We start from the raw sequence: 16,501 nt of genomic DNA, 5'->3' as shown, positions 1-16,501 counted from the left end.
GCATTTTTGGGGACTCGAGACACTGTAGGCGTCCCCTTTTGGCTTCCTCTGAACTCTTGGTGAACGTTGCGTTGCAAGTGATTTACGCACCGGGATAGAACTCAGACGCAAGACGCTTTATCAGCCACGCGCTGAGCATGCCGAATCCTGTCTGCGGCTCTCCGTTCACGAACGTAGCAACATGCTCGTAGGGTTTGCTGAGATCTGAGTTGTCGAAGATGCGGACCTGTGGAAGACACCGAATCGCCAGCTTCAGATTCTCCAGAGTTCTGGCGTGGCGTGAGCGAAGCTTCTCTATCGGGACCGAGTGCCCACCCTGACTCACTCGCATCCCGACTCTTTGAATCGACATTTCGGGATCACGGATTGCCACAAAGCTGAGGATGACGTGGTAGCCAGACTTTGCGGCCTCTTCTAGAAAACCAACCTTCTCGCCTACTGGATCTGAAAATACCGTTTCAAAGATGAAGCTAGCCTTCTGCTCAAAGAGTTCCTCGCGTTGCTGTTTTGCGAGCTCTGCTGCGGGATACGGATCGAGGCTCAGTTCCTTCGCAAGCAGATCCGCATTGACAAATGGCCAACTGAGACTGGCAAGATGCGTTTCGTAGAAGGTGGATTTGCCAGCTCCGTTTGATCCTGCCAACGCGATGATCGTCGGACGGTCATTCGGGCTGTCACCGCTCATTGTTCACGGCAACAAAGTGCTCGTTGACGAAGTGCCCCAACACGCGGGAGCCGTTCTCTTCGATCCGGATGACCAAGTCGCGATTGTTCGGATCGGTTTCGTAGTGCGGATACGGTTGAGAGTTAAGGTAGCGTGCTAGTCGGTCACGGCCCGCTTCTGAATCGACCGCGTCCAAGGCGAGTTCCGCCATTTTCGCGTCGCTCAGTGCTAGTAACTGCGCCGCGAGATCATCCGTGAGGTGATCAACATCAAAGTGCTTTGTCAAGAAAGTGACGCGACGAGAGAATTCGGCGACCACTTCGGAGATGTTATTCAATCCGGGCTTCGCAAGTTCCGCGTCCACGAAATCACGGAACGCTTGAACCAAGGTGTCTCGCTCTTCAAGGGCCGAGAACGAAAGTTCAGAATCGTTCACCGACCGATCAGGCTGCTCGTCGCTCGGAGTCATCGGAGTCGTCTTCCTGGAATTTTGTGAGCCACGGCGACTGCTGCAAGGCTTCCGCGACGCGCAGGACATCGTCAGGGGCCACCGGAGAGTTACTACCGCATTTTAACAAGCCGGCTTTGAGTTGTCGTCGAAACTCATCACAGACGGAATTCAACGTTTGCACACCGTCAGCGGTAAAGGATGCTTCCGAGCTTTTCATAACGTTTCCCTTCCGTGGGCTAAGCGAAATCGACTTTGACGGAGAGTCCCAGAAATCACCAACCTTAGTCAAGGCAAATTGAAGCGTGAAAAAACGCGGCTGGCGGCGTTTTCGGCAGTTTTAAACGTCTGTGGCTCTTCAAAATTCCCAACACGGATCATCATCGGGTTGGCGGCACATCCAAACTCGGTTTGAACGTCTTGAGTAAATGGTCAGCTAGTTCGGCTTGCCACAACCGGCGTGGCACTCGCAGACTTGAGAGTCGACAGATGGTTTGTCAGAGTCGCAGAGATATTTTTGGGACAGCCAAACTTCGAGCAAGCGCAAGCATTTTTTGGGGAGTCGAGAGACTGTGGATGGCAGGCATTTTATGGGTGTCCTCTTTCGGCCGGTTGGGGAGCGATCCCGGCGACGTTTGCGGCGGTGTTGTCGCCGGTCGTGAAGCAGGTCACGCTGCAACACGCTCTCACGTCGTATACCGATCTTGCATCGGCGGAGACCTACAAGTGGCCGCTCTCGTCGATGGTCCCCGGGATCTTGCAGCGGTTCGACCTGCCCGACTGCTATCGCTTCCTGGAATCGAAACAGCTGAAGCAGATCGATCCCTGGGGCCCCAATTTCAACGAACCGCACGATGAACCAAGCTGATCCGCGATCCAAGATCCTCTCGCAGGAAGGATCTCGAATCGGATCACTCAACGTGCGGTTAGTTTTCGATTTTTGAAAACCGCACGATCTCGTTTCCTTCGGCGTCGATCAGGTACAGCAGGCCGTCGTCGCCGATTCGGTAGCGGGTCACTTTAGCCAGTGCCGCCATGAACCGCGTCTCTTGATCCATCAGCGATTGCGGACCGGCGCGGCGCGTCATGACCAACCGTCCCAGTTCGATCTTATCTCCGCTGATCTTCGCTTTGCCCGAGTAGCGGTTGACCGAAGTGTTGCCCGCTGCGGCGCCGTCGTCGGCGATCTCCAGCGTCGTTTGCGCCCGGTCGACGACGCCTCGGTTCTCGATATCCTCGGCCAACCAGTTGCCGACCAATGCTTTTGAAAAGGTCTGCGCTGATTCCAATGCGTCGGTTCTCCAAATCTGATTCCAGTCGGTCTTCATATCAACCACGTTCCAACCGTTAGCCGGTGCCGCTGCGAGCGCGGTAACCAGCGTGCCGCTGGCGGGCGGATGAGCGTCGTAAGCGTACTCGCGTTCGGCATCGGTGTGATGAACCAGCATCCCGAAACTTGGCAACGGGTTGCCGATCGTCGTGTATTCGAGCATCGCTTGATCTCCATCGCTGTTGCCAAAACAGGCGATCGGCCGCCGACCGATGAACTGATGAATCCCGACCGGTTTGCCATCCTTGTCGTCGACAAACGCCTGGTCCATCGTCTTGATCAAGACAGGTTTGCCGTCGCGAAATTCGAACTTCGTTAACGCTGTCGATCCAACGACATTCTGCGGCGGAATCCCGTAGACAGCTTCGGACCAGACCCGCATGAAATCGGCTCCACCACCGGAGACGATGAACGTCTCGAAACCATTGTCGCGGAGATACGTCAGCAGCTCCTGCATCGGTTGATAAGTGAGATCGGTGTACGCTTTCTGAAAGCGTGGATGTCGTGCGATCTTCCGCCAAGATTCGACGCGCGCATCAAAATCGACGGTCGTCATGCCGGTATGCGTCAGCGCCAGGATTCGCATCAAGCCATCGTAGTGCTTGCCCGCCAGCAGCTTCTTCACATCGCCCGCCAACGCGGCTTGCACCATCGGATCTGCTGCCAATTTGGGTTCTTGCGGCGCGCGGCGTTTGAGTTCTTCGAACACAAATTCAACTTGAAAGGGAAGCGGCGCTTCGGGCCACAGCGTGCCATCGTTATCGAAGACAGCGATCCGCTGAGCCGGCGGGACAAAGTCGTCGCCATCGCGATCGGTGACGCGGTTTACAAAATCGATCACCGCTTGTTTGCGTGCGGTTTCATTCCACGAAGGCAATGGATCGACGTGAGGACTGGAGCCCGGTTGTGCTTTTGCCGTCGCGGCCGAAAACGAAGCGAGCAGCGCGACAAAAACGAGTGACGAGATTCTCATTAAATATTCCATGAGGTGATAGGTTGAGTGCTGATTCTAATCGGCTGCGGTTCAATCGGTTTGCGTTATCCACCAGGCCGACGCATTTTCTTCGCTCCAGCGGCCCGCCGATTCGCAGTCCCGCAGTTCGTGTAACAGTTCTGCGGCACTCCCCGGACGACCCGCGGGGTTGGTGCACAGACAACGCATCACGATCGCTTCGAGGTCGGCGGGAACATCGGCTGTGTGAGTCGAAGGAGGTTCCGGCGTTTGCGTCAACTTGGCCCGCATCACCTCTTGCGGCGAACCGCCCGTCAATGGAGGCCGACCGGTCAGCAGGTAATATCCGACGGCGCCAACACTGTACAGGTCGCTGGGAGGTCCGACGAGACTGGGAGTCGCCACCTGTTCAGGCGACATGTAATCGGGAGTTCCCGCGATCCGTTGCGCCTCGACCGCCGCCGTGTGGGGATCGAGATCGAGCGTCGCGTCGCGGACGACGCCAAAGTCCAGCAGTTTCGTGTAGTCTTCGATTCCTCCACGCTGCGACGCGAAGACGTTCGCCGGCTTGATGTCCCGGTGGATCAGGCCGGCCTTGTGAGCTTCCTGCAAGGCTTCGCAAATCTCGATTAAAAAGTGAATCGCCCGGGGCGCGGGCATGGGGCCGGTCCGTTTGACCATTTCACGCAGGTTCATCCCCGGCAACAACTCCATCGCGAAAAAGAAGACTCCCTCGTTCGTCTGGCCATAATCGTAGACTTCGATCGTGTGCGGATGCGTCAACTTGGCTGTCGCTCGCACCTCGCGTTCGAACCTCTGCAAAGCTTCCCCCTCGACGCTGCGTTCGGGTTGGATCAGCTTGATCGCACAGGAGCGTTTCAGCAGCAGATGTTCCGCTTCGTAGACTCGCCCCATTCCTCCTTCGCCGATCAAACGCTTGATCTTATATTGAGCCAAGCGGCGGGCTTGGAACGCCGACAACCGAGCTCCATGGATCAGATGCGCCGTGTAAGTCGCGATGCATGCGGCGACACAGACTTCGGGAATCGGTTTGCCAAACGTATCTTGAGCCAACAGCAACGGGATTTGTGGATCGATCCAAGCGGCCAGACGGATGGTCAAATTTGGGACCAGGACCATCGGGAAGACGACCGCGGCGGCTCGCTGCCAGTTGTTGGGCATGAAGATCCCGTAGATCAAGATCAGCAACGCCCAAGCGAAGAAGTGCCAGTTGTTGATGCTGACAAACATCACCACGTCTTGGCGAGCCGCGGCATCCAACAGCATCCTTAAATAGATTACCGATGCCAGTAGCCCAGCGTTGGCCATCACGACCAGTTCGATGATTCGCAGCCGCCGCAGACTCAGCTTGTGATCGCTATGCAGAACCCAGGCGGCACCGAGGCTGATCAGCAGCGCGGCGACGCGGACTCCATAGCCGACGGCGGCGTAGTGATAGGTCATCAACCGGATCATCGAAACCGCGATGAACAACGACATCACGATGGCGATCACGATCAACCGCCGCCGCAAGATCTGCCGGTTCTCTTCCCAGATCTCTCGCTGCACGAGGAATGTATCGACTGGGACCTCGGGATCGACGAAATCTATAGCTTGCCGGACCGCACCGCCCGGCATAATCGCCGTCGGCTCGGTTGATTCCTGGGGTTGCGAGTCGAGCAGCGTCACGTCGCGATGATGCCTCAGCAGCGAACGGACCTCGTCGGCGACAACTGGATCCTCAGCAGCCAGCGCAGCGACGATTCCCGACCATTGCAACTCGGGGGCAGCAATCGCTTGAGAAAAAATATCCTTGACCTTTGCGTATTGCTGTTCGTTCAACGCCATCTCGCTGCTCAAGTTCCGTGGACTTCCGGTGCCATGCAAGTCCTTACTCTAAGAGTGTACGTCTTGCCTGTTTCGACGTGTGACACAGCGGCTGCTAATTAATCGATTGCTCGTAAGCGGAAAGTTCCCGCCGCAGCTGTGACCGGGCGCGCGACAATCGGCTGCGGACGGTACCGACGCAGATTTTCAAGATCTCCGCGATCTTTTGATAGTCGTGCCCCTCGAATTCTCGCAGCACTAGCACCTCTTGAAAACTATCGTCCAGGCGTTTCATCGCTTGACGCACCTGTTCGCAACTTTCGCTGCGTTCGATCGCCGCCGACGGCGATTCCTCGATTTGCCGGCCGTGCCGTCGATCGCTTTCGGTGGCCGATTCGATCGGTACCCAGCGGCGCTGCTTTTCGGTGTAGGATCGACGGGCGTTTAACGCGATGCGGTACAACCAAGTGTAAAACTCACTCTCCTGGCGAAACGACCCTAGATGGATATAGGCCCGCACAAACGCATCTTGCACGATATCTTCGGCAAGGATCGGACAACCGACATGATGCCGCATGGCGCCATATAAACGGTCTTGGTATCGCACAACAACTTCCGCATAGGCATTGGTATCACCCAGCTTTGCCGCGGTGATCAATTCAGGGACAGACATCAATTGGATTTCTAGGATTGTCGAACTCATGGTGGACTGCATCGATGGACTTTCGTACATTGTTTTTTGCCGGAACAACCTCTCTCGCACCGGTACGCGACGGTTGGTCATGAGCCCCGCAGTTCCATTTGTGAATTGAGCCCCGATCCTCCAACAAACCTCTCCAAAAATGAACGACGATTCCATCGATGTCGCCAGCTCGCTGCAACAGATCGTCGACGGGGATCCCGCCGCGGCGGATCGTTTGATGCCGGAGGTCTACGACCAATTGCGACGCCTGGCTCAATCGATGCTCAATCAGGAATCTCCGTCCCATACGCTGCAACCGACGGCGCTGGTGAACGAGACCTATTTGCGGATGGCCGACCAGACGCGCGTCGATTGGCAGGGGAAGACGCATTTTTTTGCGATCGGTGCCAAAATGATGCGACGGATTTTGGTCGATCACGCCCGCGGCAAAAATCGCCATAAACGGGGCGGCCAAAGTCAACGCATTCCGCTTTCCGATGACATGCGTGTCACCAATCAAGAGGACGAAGATGTGTTGGCCATCGAAGACGCCTTGGCCAAACTGGCAACGCTCGATCCACGGCAGGCTCAAATTGTCGAGCTGAGGTTTTATGGCGGCCTGACGGTCGAAGAGGTCGCTAACGTGTTGTGCGTTTCCAAACGGACCGTCGAAGCGGAATGGACGATGTTGCGCGCCTGGTTGCGCCGCGAACTCGGGGGCGAATTGGCCGATTAGTCCGCCGGAAACCGCGTCTCTGCAATGCGCTTCGTATTGCGTATACTGCGAACCTCTCAGGCATTCATCTTTGGAAGGGCGGTTACCGGTGCACAATCATCAATATGTGGAACGATTTGTTAGTCTTCTCGATCCCGATGCCAACATATTATTGAATGCCACGGTCGACGAGGCGGTTGAGTTGCTGGGGAGCGGGGATGCTGAGGCGCTCAAAAATATCGAGGGACAGTTCGCGCTAGTCCATCGCAACGGCCACATCGTGCGGTTGGCCCGATCGATCGGGCGTCCGATGCGATATTTCTTAGCCAAGCAGGTCGATGGGCCTTGTCTGGTTGTGGCCGAGCGGATGGATGAGATTCGCGATTGGTTGATCGCCGGGGGACTCGATGGTCAATTCCATCCGTCGTATACGCGGATGGTGCCTGCTCATCACATCGTCGAGATCGCTTTGTTAGGCTGTCCCGATCCGAACCCACAATACACGCGGTTCTTCACGCCCCAGCGGAATCGCTTACCGGCAAATCTGGATGAGATCGGCGGTCAATATATCGGGGCACTGCAAGCGTCGATCGCCCAGTGGATCGATCAGATCAATCCGGCCGAACCGATCGGCGTGTTATTCAGTGGCGGGATCGACAGTGGAGCTGTCTTCTGCACCACGTACGATTGTCTGTTAAAGCGGGGCGATTCGCCGGCGCGGTTGAAGGCGTTTACGCTCTCGATCGACGGCCAGGGACGCGACGCCGATCAGGCTCATCGCTTTTTGAGCGACCTCGATTTGGGAATGTTTCTCGAAGTCATCGATTGTCCGGTCGGGGAAGTCGACTACCGCAAAGCGATTCGCGTGATCGAAGACTACAAACCGCTGGACGTCCAAGCAGCGACGATGGGCCTGGCACTGTGCCGCGGAATTCGCCGCCGCTATCCCGACTGGAAGTATCTGTTGGATGGCGACGGCGGGGACGAGAACCTGAAAGACTATCCGATCGAAGAGAATCGCGAGCTGACGATCCGCAGCGTGCTGAATAATCTGATGCTCTATCAGGAAGGCTGGGGCGTCGACGCGATCAAACATTCGCTGACCTACAGCGGCGGGCAGAGTCGAGGGCATGTGCGATCGTTTGCTCCGGTTCGCCAGACCGGGTTCCAAGGTTTCAGCCCGTTTGCCGTGCCGAGCGTGATCGAAGTCGCCGAGGGGATCCCGTTCATCGAACTGACCGATTGGCAGCACGACAAACTGTACGCTCTGAAAGGCGAAATCGTCCGCCGCGGTGTGGAACAGGTGACGGGGCTGACGATGCCGACGTTTGAAAAATGCCGCTTCCAACATGGGGCTTCGACCGAAGAGGTCTTTGCAAATTTGTTCCCCGCCGATGAGCAGAGCTATCGCAATGCGTTTCGCCAGGTGCTGGAATGATCGATGGCGATCGGCCAATCGAAGATCCGGCGCCGCGCGAGTTGGCGGAAACGATCACCGATCGGCAGATTCTGGCCGCGCGTGGTCCCAAAAATAGAGTCGATCTGCGGCGGGCGTATCAAGCGTTTGTCGAGCCCGAATTTTCGGTCGACCGGATTGTCGAAGATGTCGCCACGATCTTCCTGACCAATCGCGAGTGTCCGTTCCGCTGTTTGATGTGCGATCTGTGGAAGAACACGACCGACGATCGTGTTCCGCCGGGATCGATCGTCCAGCAGATTGAGCACGCGCTGGCGTCGCTGCCCGCCGCGCCGCGGATCAAGCTCTACAACAGCGGCAATTTTTTTGACGCCGCCGCGGTCCCGCGCGAAGACCTGCCGCGGATCGCAAAAATCGTTGGCGGCCATCGATCGGTGATCACCGAAAATCATCCCAAGCTGTGCGACGATCGGGCGTTGCGTTTTCGAGATCAGTGTGGCACCGATCTGGAAGTCGCGATCGGGCTGGAAACTTCGCATCCGCCGACGCTGCAGCGATTGAACAAACAGATCACCCGCGACGACTTTGCCCGCGCGGCGGAGTTCCTGACCTCCAACGGAATCCGCGTCCGCGCGTTTATCCTGCTGCGTCCGCCGTGGACGACCGAGCGGGAAGGCATCGAGCGAGCGATCGAATCGGTCCGGTTCGCCTTTAATTCGGGAGTCGATTGTTGCGCGGTCATTCCGACTCGCGGGGGCAATGGGATCATGGAACGGTTGCAGCGCGAAGGCCTCTTCTCGCCGCCGCGGTTAACCTCGTTGGAAACCGTCCTCGACGAGACGTTGCGTTGGAAATCGGGCATCGTCCTGGCTGATCTCTGGGACGCGGAACAGTTTGCTTCGTGCACTGGCTGCGCCCGGCAGCGGATCGATCGCTTGCAGAGGATGAATAGGACGCAAACGGTTCCGCCGCCGGTGATCTGCCAAGTCTGCGATTCGGATGGAGGCGGCCGCCTTGAATAAAGAAGTCGATCTGTTGATCCTCGGTTCCGGTTTTGGTGGCAGTCTGTTGAGTCTGCTGCTGGCCCGCCAGGGACTGCGCGTCGCTGTGATCGATCGCGCGGTCCATCCCCGGTTTACGATCGGAGAGTCATCGACGCCCCTGGCCGATGCGACGCTGAAAGAACTCGCCCAGCGGTACGACTTGCCCGAGCTGATGCCTCTGACCGCGTTTGGCCCCTGGCGACGAAGGCATCCGGAACTTATGTGTGGTTTGAAGCGAGGCTTCAGCTATTTCGGGCACTCGCCCAACGCGGAGTTTTCGCCAGCCGATCAATTGCTTGTCGCGGCCAGCAGTGACGACGAACACTCCGACACGCACTGGCTGCGGAGCGACGTCGATGCTTGGTTGTTCGAGCGAGCTGCCGATCGAGGCGCTATGCAATTCGAAGGGGCAAGCTATCGGCTGAGCCGCGAGGATTCGCAGTGGTTGGTTGCTGGCGAGGCTTCCGGTGTTAAGTTCTCGCTTCGTGCGCCGATGATTGTCGACGCAACGGGAGCGGCGGGGGAGGTGTTGCGTTACCTGAAGATCGCCTCGCAGACTCACCGATTGAAAACGAACAGCTGGGCCGTTTACGGACACTTCGAAAACGTCACGTCGGTCGCTGAGATGCTGGACCGCCGGCAGATCGATCGACGCCGTCATCCCTTCGGCTGCGATGATGCTGCGGTTCATCATGTGTTGGACGACGGGTGGATGTGGCAGCTGCGTTTCTGCGACGACAGCGTGAGCGCAGGGTTTGCGATCGGTCAGCCGGCGGATACGCCTAAGCCGAATGCGGATGGAATCTGGCGGCAGCGTTTGGATCGTTTTCCGTTCCTGCGACAGCAATTTGCCGCGGCAAGGATCGTTGCGCCAGCCGGCGGTTTGCAGATGACATCGCGGATGCAGCGGCTGACCTCGCTGGCGGCTGGTCCGGGCTGGGCGGCGCTGCCCAACACCGCGGGCTTCATCGATCCGCTGCACAGCACCGGCCTTGCGCATACGATGTTTGGCGTTCGGCGGTTGGCGGAGATTCTACTGCAGACAGGCACATCGAATCAGCTCCTTGCTGAACTGGGAAACTACTCGTCGACCTTGATCGATGAATTGCGTCTTGTCGATCAACTGGTCGAAGGTTGTTATGCGGGGCTGCCCAGCTTTCGCTTGTGGTCGGCTTGGTGCATGCTCTATTTCGCTGCGGTGACGTCGATGGAACAGTCGCCGGGGGGAGGCGTTGCGGCATTTCTGCACGCTGACGAACTGCGGTTTCTAACGGTTGTGGGCGAAGCGCGTGGAGAGCTGCAGCGGGCGAGCGACGCCGGTCGCGGACCGGCAGCTTGCGATCGATTCGAAGACAGGTTGCGGCAGGTGATCGCTCCCTGGAATCGGGGCGGATTGTTAGACAGAGAATGCAACGGGATGTATGCCCGAACGGCCAAGCCGGTTTAAGCTCAATTGCGTGCAGAATTGCCCGGCGCCCACTTCCCGGCTGAGCGGTCGGCACGCGAGAATACAGGTGATCGTCTGCCGAGATCGCGGCCCGCGAAACAGCAGCGGAAAACGCTAACAATGGATAATAGGGTACTCTCTGATGGATCCACTCGATCTCAAAGAATTTGAATGGAAAGTCAAAGTTCGTCAGCTGTCGATCGACGACTACGATGCGTTGGTGAAAATGCAACAGCGCTGTTTTCCGGGGATGTCGCCGTGGACCCGCGACCAGATCGAAAGCCAAATCAAGGTCTTTCCCGAGGGGCAGTTGGTGGTCGAGATCGATGGCGAGGTCGCGGCGTCGTCGTCGAGTTTGGTTTTGCGTTACGATCGCACGACCGCTTGGCACGATTGGACCCAGGTTGCCGACAACGGTTACATTCGCAATCACTCTCCCGAAGGGGATACGCTGTATGGGATCGAGATCATGGTCGATCCCAAATATCGCGGGATGAAGTTGTCGCGGCGATTGTACGACGCGCGGAAACAACTGTGCCGCGAACGCAATATCGAACGGATCATCATCGGTGGTCGGATTCCAGGGTACGGCGATCGAGCGGATGAGATGTCGGCCAGCGAATATGTCGAACGAGTGGTTGCCAAGGCGATCCACGATCCCGTGTTGACCGCGCAAATTGCCAACGGCTTCGCGCTGCAAGGTTTGATCCCCAATTACTTCCCTAGCGATCAGGCATCGCGCGGCTACGCGACCTTTCTGGAATGGAGGAATTTGGAATATCAAGCCTCTCGGACACGGCGGTATCACGCCGCTTTTGAACCGGTCCGCCTGGCGGTCGTGCAATATGAACTGCGACGGATTAACAACTTCGGTGAGTTCACGCAGCAGAGTGAGTTCTTCGTCGACGTCGCTGCCGATTATAAGTGCGACTTCATCATGTTTCCCGAACTGTTTACGACGCAGTTGTTGTCGTGCGTCGAATCGGCTCGTCCCGGCCTCGCCGCACGCCGACTGGCCGAGTTCACGCCGCAGTACCTCGAGTTTTTTACCGAGTGCGCCGTCAAATACAATGTGAACGTGATCGGTGGATCTCAGTTTGTCGTCGAAAACGAAAAGCTCTACAACGTCGCCTACTGCTTTGGTCGCGATGGTACGATCCACAAGCAATATAAGATTCACATCACTCCCAGCGAACGGAAGTGGTGGGGCGTCAGTCCTGGAGATTTTGTCAACGTCTTCGATACCGATTCAGGTCGCGTCGCGATGTTGATCTGTTATGACATCGAATTCCCCGAATTGGTCCGGATCGCCGCGGCGAAAGGTGCGCAGATCATCTTCGTGCCGTTTAACACCGACACCGTCGAAGGCTATCTGCGGATTCGACACTGCGCTCAAGCGAGGTGTGTGGAGAACCACGTCTACGTTGCGATCGCGGGATGTACCGGCAACCTGCCGTTTGTCGAAAACGCCGACATTCACTATGCCCAATCGGCGATTCTGACCCCCGCCGACGTCGGCTTCTCTCGCGACTCGGTGGGTGCGGAATGCAATCCGAACATCGAAACCGTTGTCATGGATGACGTCGATCTGGAAATTCTGCGGAAGCATCGCGAATCGGGGAGCGTGCAAAACTGGAACGACCGCCGCAAGGATATCTACCGAGTGACTTATGAAGAGAACGGCAAGACGTTTGAAGTCTAAGCCGCCAGCAAACAGAAACGGCAACCGGGGAACCCGGTTGCCGTTTGTTTGCGTCTGGTCGTTCGAGTCACTGGGCGATTAGAACTCTCCGACCGGTTGCCCGTCGGAGATGTACGAGAGCAGATTGAGCACGGTTTGGTCGGTGGTGTCGCTGAGGAAGTGGACCGAACCATCGCCGAAGGTCATCTGGGCTCCACCGGGATGCGTGCTGCCAACCGTCGACCATTCGCCCAGCTGGCTTGGACGCGAAGCACGTGCATAGGGAGTCGAGTCCCAGCCGCAGCATTCGTTGTCGTTGATGCCGCGGGAGTAGGCTAGGTCGACGCCGTGGCCAACCCATTTGACGTAACCCCAAGTTTGCGAGACACCGTCGATCGTAGCTCGCAAGGTTTCGCAGACGGCTGCGGTGTTACTGGTTCCATCGGTTAGGTCACGCATCCGCGACGATTCATCGTTGCCAAACATCCGCTTAGTAGCAAACGAATCTCGGCTCCATTTCTCCACTGTCGACGAGCTGCGTCGAACGCTGAAGTCGTAATTGGTGAAGGCTCCCAACAAATCGGTGGTGCCAGGGGAGATCGAATAGGAAGTGCTGGTAGCCGTCGAGTAGTTGGTCGGATTTGGATCCGATGGACACAGGAATGCCTCGATCGCTGTGCTGACAACGACATCGTTTGCATTGCCTGCGGCACCCGGTGCGGGGCCTGCGAGCCCGACGCCATTGCGGTCATAGGAACTGGTGGGCAAGTTCATGTCGATCTGATCTTGCAGGTTCTGCAGTTCGATGAACGGCAACAACAGCATCCAACCGCGGTGGTTCAACACTCCGTTGGCCGCTGGGATCGCGGAACCGGTTGTCACCGCACCACTTGCCGACACTGAATAAGGGAAGACGCGGTGCGTGTCGTGGTAATTGTGCAACGCCAAACCGATCTGTTTCATGTTGTTGGAACACGACATCCGTCGGGCCGCTTCCCGAGCGGCTTGAACTGCGGGCAGCAACAGCCCCACCAAAATTCCGATGATCGCAATCACGACCAACAATTCAACCAATGTAAAGCCAGAGCGTCCACGCTTCTTTTGACCCAAGAGATTCATAGCAGAAAGCTTCCTTTGAAGAGATGCAGAATTGCATGTCACATGAGTGACGAAAAAAGGGCCTCCGTCCAAGATGTAGCTCGGATTGGAGGATTGCATGACGCTAGAAGCAATGGAGATGCCAAAACAAGAAGGTCGCAGAGCGGAGCATGGCATCCTTCTTGTGTGTGATGTCGATTCTGACAAGGTGGGCGAGTGTCCTTAATGGTCGCGGGGCGGCTCTTGGTGGGGTGGTAATGGTGGCCGTGGTTCTTGTGTGGGTTGTGGAGCGATGGTGGCAAATTATGGAAAAAAGGCAGCTGCGCAGCGAGTGCCCGCCTGTGTCGACACGAGAAGTCCGTGTTGTGCCTGAAGCTTAGGCACACACTGCGGAAAACGGAGGCGATAGAGAGGAAGCCTTGAGCCGTGGCATTGGCCAGATCGAAGAGGGAGGCAATCGAGTCGACTTGAGACTCGTGCGCGACTCAAGGAAGTCACCTGGTAGGTTGCGACCACGCGGTCGCTAGGTGTTCCACTGGCCTACCAATTCCAACACGTAATCGATCACCGCGGTGGTCGATTGGTTGGTGGACGCATCGGTCGGATTGATTGCGCGGACGCGGTCGAAGCTCAGTCCGCGGACGGTCGTCGATCCCACGCCATAAGTGAGCGAGACCTCGTCGCCGCTGCCGGAGAGTTGATCCGCGGCGGTCGATCCCTCGACGACCAGCAAGTCGTCGCCAAGTCGCCCGTCGACGGTGAGTTCTTCGGCGCCAAGGACCAGCAGGCCATCGCCGTTGCTTGGATCGGTGACCATCGCCAATTGGTTTTGCTCGACATGTGCCTCTTCGTCGTTGCTGGTGCCGATCACTTCGACGCGATCGTTTCCGCCCAACGCATCGACGATCAACATCTCCGCAAGCGGGACAAATGTCGTTTGCCCGTTGATCGTGATCCGCCACTGAGTGTTGGTCTGTTCGATCCTGACGACGTCGTCTCCCGCGGTTCCCGAAACAGTGGTCGCATCGACGCCCAGGTTGGAGAACAGTTCCTCGCGAACGCTCGATCGGGCCAACAGCATCCGTTTGGAGAAGACTTTGAGACTCTCACCAAAGTTGTAGTTGATGGCGTTTTGTCCGTTGTCAACCGTCACGCCGTCGAAGCGATTGAATCCCGATGTCGTACCGACCGCGACGGTCCCAGGCAAAACCTGGCCCAGAGAAATCGAAGCATCTCCGAAACGAGCCGGTTGGATCTCGTCGATGCTGTAGGTGCCGGGCCGTACGTTTTCAAAGTTGTACCATCCATCGGGACCTGTCACTGTCGATACCGTCGGCACGCCGGGAGTGTTGCTGATCAGACGAACCGTGACGCCCGGCAGACCGATCTCATCGGCATCCAGCAGCCCGTCGCGATCGCTATCGGTGTAGACGTATCCGGCGATGCTGGAGAGTCCTGCGATTTCAGCGTTCAAGAAATCGAGGCCCGTTGGCGACGTGACGCTGCCGTCCGCATTGACCGTGACCACATGCGATGTGGCGGGCAGAACCTGTTCGAAACCGATAGGAACGCTCTCATAAATCGCGTGGGTTCCGACCGGCACGTCATCGAACTGATATTCCCCGGCGGCATCGGTAACCGCATCGTCGATCGTGTCGTTAGCTGTCGAGCCGTCGTTGCCGATGTCCAAATGGATCGTCACTCCCGCTTGCGGCGTGTCGACACCGGGATCGATTGCGCCGTTCTGGTTGGTGTCGATACGCTTGATCCCCGTGATCTGTACACGTGGTGGCTCGACGGGGCCTCGGTTTCCAAAATCGAGTTCATTTAAGGGAACGCTGGGAGCGACGACAACGCTTGTCTCATCGATCGTGACCAGATAGCTGCCAGCGGCGGGAAAGGTTTGGTCGGTATCGTTGGGTTCATACACGCGGTGCGTTCCGGTCGGGACCTCGACAAATTGGTAGCTGCCGTCGGCGGCGGTGACGGCCGATTGGTCGGGCGTCGTGGGGCCGTCGTTATTGATGTCCAGTGTGATCGTCACGCCCGCGAACGGTGGATCGGTGGCATCGCGGACGCCGATCGTTCCGCTGTCGTTGCGATCTTGGAACTTGGTGCCGCCGATCGCGACCACTTGGTTCACAAAGTCGAACGGTGGCAGTGGAGGGTCAGTCGAATCGGTGGGGGTGATCGCTCCACCGGCATCGACGGAAAAGTTAAACGCGCCGTTGGCAGGTGCCAACTGGATCCTGCCGTCTTGCAACACCTCTTGGATCGAATAGGTGCCGACCGCGGTTTCGGGGGGAAGCACAAACTGATAGCTGCCGTCGGCCTCGGTCGTGACGGTTTGGTCGCTAGGGCCATCGAAGATTCCGTCGTTGCCAAAGTCGAGCAACATCGTTACCGGCGACGCGGGAGGACCGCTGGCATTGTTCGCATCGATCTCCTGCTTGTTGCCACCGATCGCAATCGGAAGCGTCGCCTGAACGATTTGATTTTGGGTGGCGGAAGGAAGATCGAGACCGACGGCCCCCGAAATCCCTGTCACCGCATCTAGCGCCTCGCCATTTTCGAACGCCATCGATCCATCCAGCGCGATCGTGAAGGTTGTCGACGCGAAGGCGTTCAGATCGGAGAGGACGCGAAATCGCAGGTCACCGGAAAATGTTCCCGTTTCGGTTCCCGATGCGATCGCCGATCCGTTGGTTGCGGCGGGCAAGGCACCGCCGCGAACTCCTTCGATATTATAAAACGAATCAAAGTTGGCAGGATCGCCGCTGGCATCAAATTTCGGAGCTTCCGCGGTATAGTTACCGACGGCCCGTTGGAGCGTGAAGTTTGGCGTCACCAAACTGCCCGGAACGTCGGTGTTGATCAACGGGAATGTCTCACCCGCAAGCGCGGGATCTTCCAGTTCCAAAACCTTGGGATCCCACGAGTAGTTGAGTGGCAACGAGATCACGCCGGAGGTCGAATCGGGAACATCGACCACCACGCGGGCATCATAGAGTTCCCCCGCCTTCAACGAGCTGACTGGTCCGCTGCCGCCGACTTCGTAGAACTCCACTCCCAATCCCAATGTTGCCAGCAGAGCTCGCGATTCGAGCGATTCGGCCACTAGACGACGACGGCGTTTGAACTTGTTTTGTTGTGGATACTTCATTGCTGCCCCTGCCTGAACGGATGGATTCGATTCA

Annotated in this window: 14 protein-coding genes; 6 read left to right on the top strand and 8 right to left on the bottom strand. The window is 57.5% G+C overall.

The features are described 5' to 3' along the window. Positions 1–82: 82 nt before the first annotated feature. From EC9_RS20630 to EC9_RS20620, 3 genes are read right to left on the bottom strand one after another with little or no spacing between them, the layout of a single operon-like run. Positions 83–685: a zeta toxin family protein gene (locus EC9_RS20630; protein ID WP_145348003.1), complete on the bottom strand. Its 603-nt coding sequence runs from the start codon at positions 683–685 to the stop codon at positions 83–85. Further along, positions 675–1,133 (bottom strand): hypothetical protein, encoded by a 459-nt coding sequence (locus EC9_RS20625; RefSeq protein WP_145348002.1) that lies wholly within the window; start codon positions 1,131–1,133, stop codon positions 675–677. The genes EC9_RS20630 and EC9_RS20625 overlap by 11 nt, the downstream gene beginning before the upstream one ends. Continuing rightward, positions 1,108–1,332: a hypothetical protein gene (locus EC9_RS20620; protein ID WP_145348001.1), complete on the bottom strand. Its 225-nt coding sequence runs from the start codon at positions 1,330–1,332 to the stop codon at positions 1,108–1,110. Before EC9_RS20620 ends, EC9_RS20625 begins: the two co-directional genes overlap by 26 nt. A gap of 423 nt (positions 1,333–1,755) precedes the next feature. Between EC9_RS20620 and EC9_RS20615 the strand changes: the two genes are divergently transcribed. Then, complete coding sequence (locus EC9_RS20615; RefSeq protein WP_218934308.1) at positions 1,756–1,980, top strand: hypothetical protein; 225 nt, start codon at positions 1,756–1,758, stop codon at positions 1,978–1,980. Between the two features lie 58 nt (positions 1,981–2,038). Here the strand turns inward: EC9_RS20615 and EC9_RS20610 are convergent, their stop codons facing one another. The 3 genes from EC9_RS20610 to EC9_RS20600 all read right to left on the bottom strand — a co-directional run bounded on the left by EC9_RS20610 (position 2,039) and on the right by EC9_RS20600 (position 5,924). Then, positions 2,039–3,415, bottom strand: a complete 1,377-nt coding sequence (locus tag EC9_RS20610) for an META domain-containing protein (RefSeq protein WP_145348000.1) — start codon at positions 3,413–3,415, stop codon at positions 2,039–2,041. 51 nt (positions 3,416–3,466) lie between these two features. After that, positions 3,467–5,242 (bottom strand): serine/threonine-protein kinase, encoded by a 1,776-nt coding sequence (locus tag EC9_RS20605; protein WP_145347999.1) that lies wholly within the window; start codon positions 5,240–5,242, stop codon positions 3,467–3,469. A 94-nt stretch (positions 5,243–5,336) separates the two neighbouring features. Then, positions 5,337–5,924, bottom strand: coding sequence for a sigma-70 family RNA polymerase sigma factor (locus tag EC9_RS20600; RefSeq protein WP_246105804.1), 588 nt, complete (start codon positions 5,922–5,924; stop codon positions 5,337–5,339). Positions 5,925–6,063: 139 nt separating this feature from the next. Here EC9_RS20600 and EC9_RS20595 point away from each other — a divergent pair, with 139 nt between their 5' ends. The 5 genes from EC9_RS20595 to EC9_RS20575 all read left to right on the top strand — a co-directional run bounded on the left by EC9_RS20595 (position 6,064) and on the right by EC9_RS20575 (position 12,227). After that, complete coding sequence (locus EC9_RS20595) at positions 6,064–6,639, top strand: sigma-70 family RNA polymerase sigma factor (protein ID WP_145347998.1); 576 nt, start codon at positions 6,064–6,066, stop codon at positions 6,637–6,639. An 88-nt stretch (positions 6,640–6,727) separates the two neighbouring features. Further along, the gene (locus EC9_RS20590) at positions 6,728–8,056 is read left to right on the top strand and encodes an asparagine synthase-related protein (protein WP_145347997.1); all 1,329 of its coding nucleotides are present in this window, start codon (positions 6,728–6,730) and stop codon (positions 8,054–8,056) included. Then, on the top strand, positions 8,053–9,057 hold the full coding sequence (locus tag EC9_RS20585) for a radical SAM protein (protein ID WP_145347996.1): 1,005 nt from the start codon (positions 8,053–8,055) through the stop codon (positions 9,055–9,057). The genes EC9_RS20590 and EC9_RS20585 overlap by 4 nt, the downstream gene beginning before the upstream one ends. After that, complete coding sequence (locus EC9_RS20580) at positions 9,050–10,525, top strand: NAD(P)/FAD-dependent oxidoreductase (RefSeq protein WP_218934307.1); 1,476 nt, start codon at positions 9,050–9,052, stop codon at positions 10,523–10,525. The genes EC9_RS20585 and EC9_RS20580 overlap by 8 nt, the downstream gene beginning before the upstream one ends. A 142-nt stretch (positions 10,526–10,667) precedes the next feature. Beyond that, positions 10,668–12,227, top strand: a complete 1,560-nt coding sequence (locus EC9_RS20575) for a carbon-nitrogen hydrolase family protein (RefSeq protein WP_145347994.1) — start codon at positions 10,668–10,670, stop codon at positions 12,225–12,227. 78 nt (positions 12,228–12,305) lie between these two features. On the opposite strand, the gene EC9_RS20570 is transcribed toward EC9_RS20575, so the two are convergent. Together EC9_RS20570 and EC9_RS20565 are read right to left on the bottom strand one after the other, a co-directional pair. Beyond that, positions 12,306–13,325: a DUF1559 domain-containing protein gene (locus tag EC9_RS20570; RefSeq protein WP_218934306.1), complete on the bottom strand. Its 1,020-nt coding sequence runs from the start codon at positions 13,323–13,325 to the stop codon at positions 12,306–12,308. Positions 13,326–13,827: 502 nt separating this feature from the next. After that, positions 13,828–16,467 (bottom strand): SdrD B-like domain-containing protein, encoded by a 2,640-nt coding sequence (locus tag EC9_RS20565; protein ID WP_145347992.1) that lies wholly within the window; start codon positions 16,465–16,467, stop codon positions 13,828–13,830. Positions 16,468–16,501: the final 34 nt, after the last annotated feature.

Source organism: Rosistilla ulvae (genome assembly GCF_007741475.1).
GTDB lineage: Bacteria > Planctomycetota > Planctomycetia > Pirellulales > Pirellulaceae > Rosistilla > Rosistilla ulvae.
Note: the sequence above shows the minus strand (reverse complement) of the source record. Positions and strands in the feature narration are given on the sequence as shown.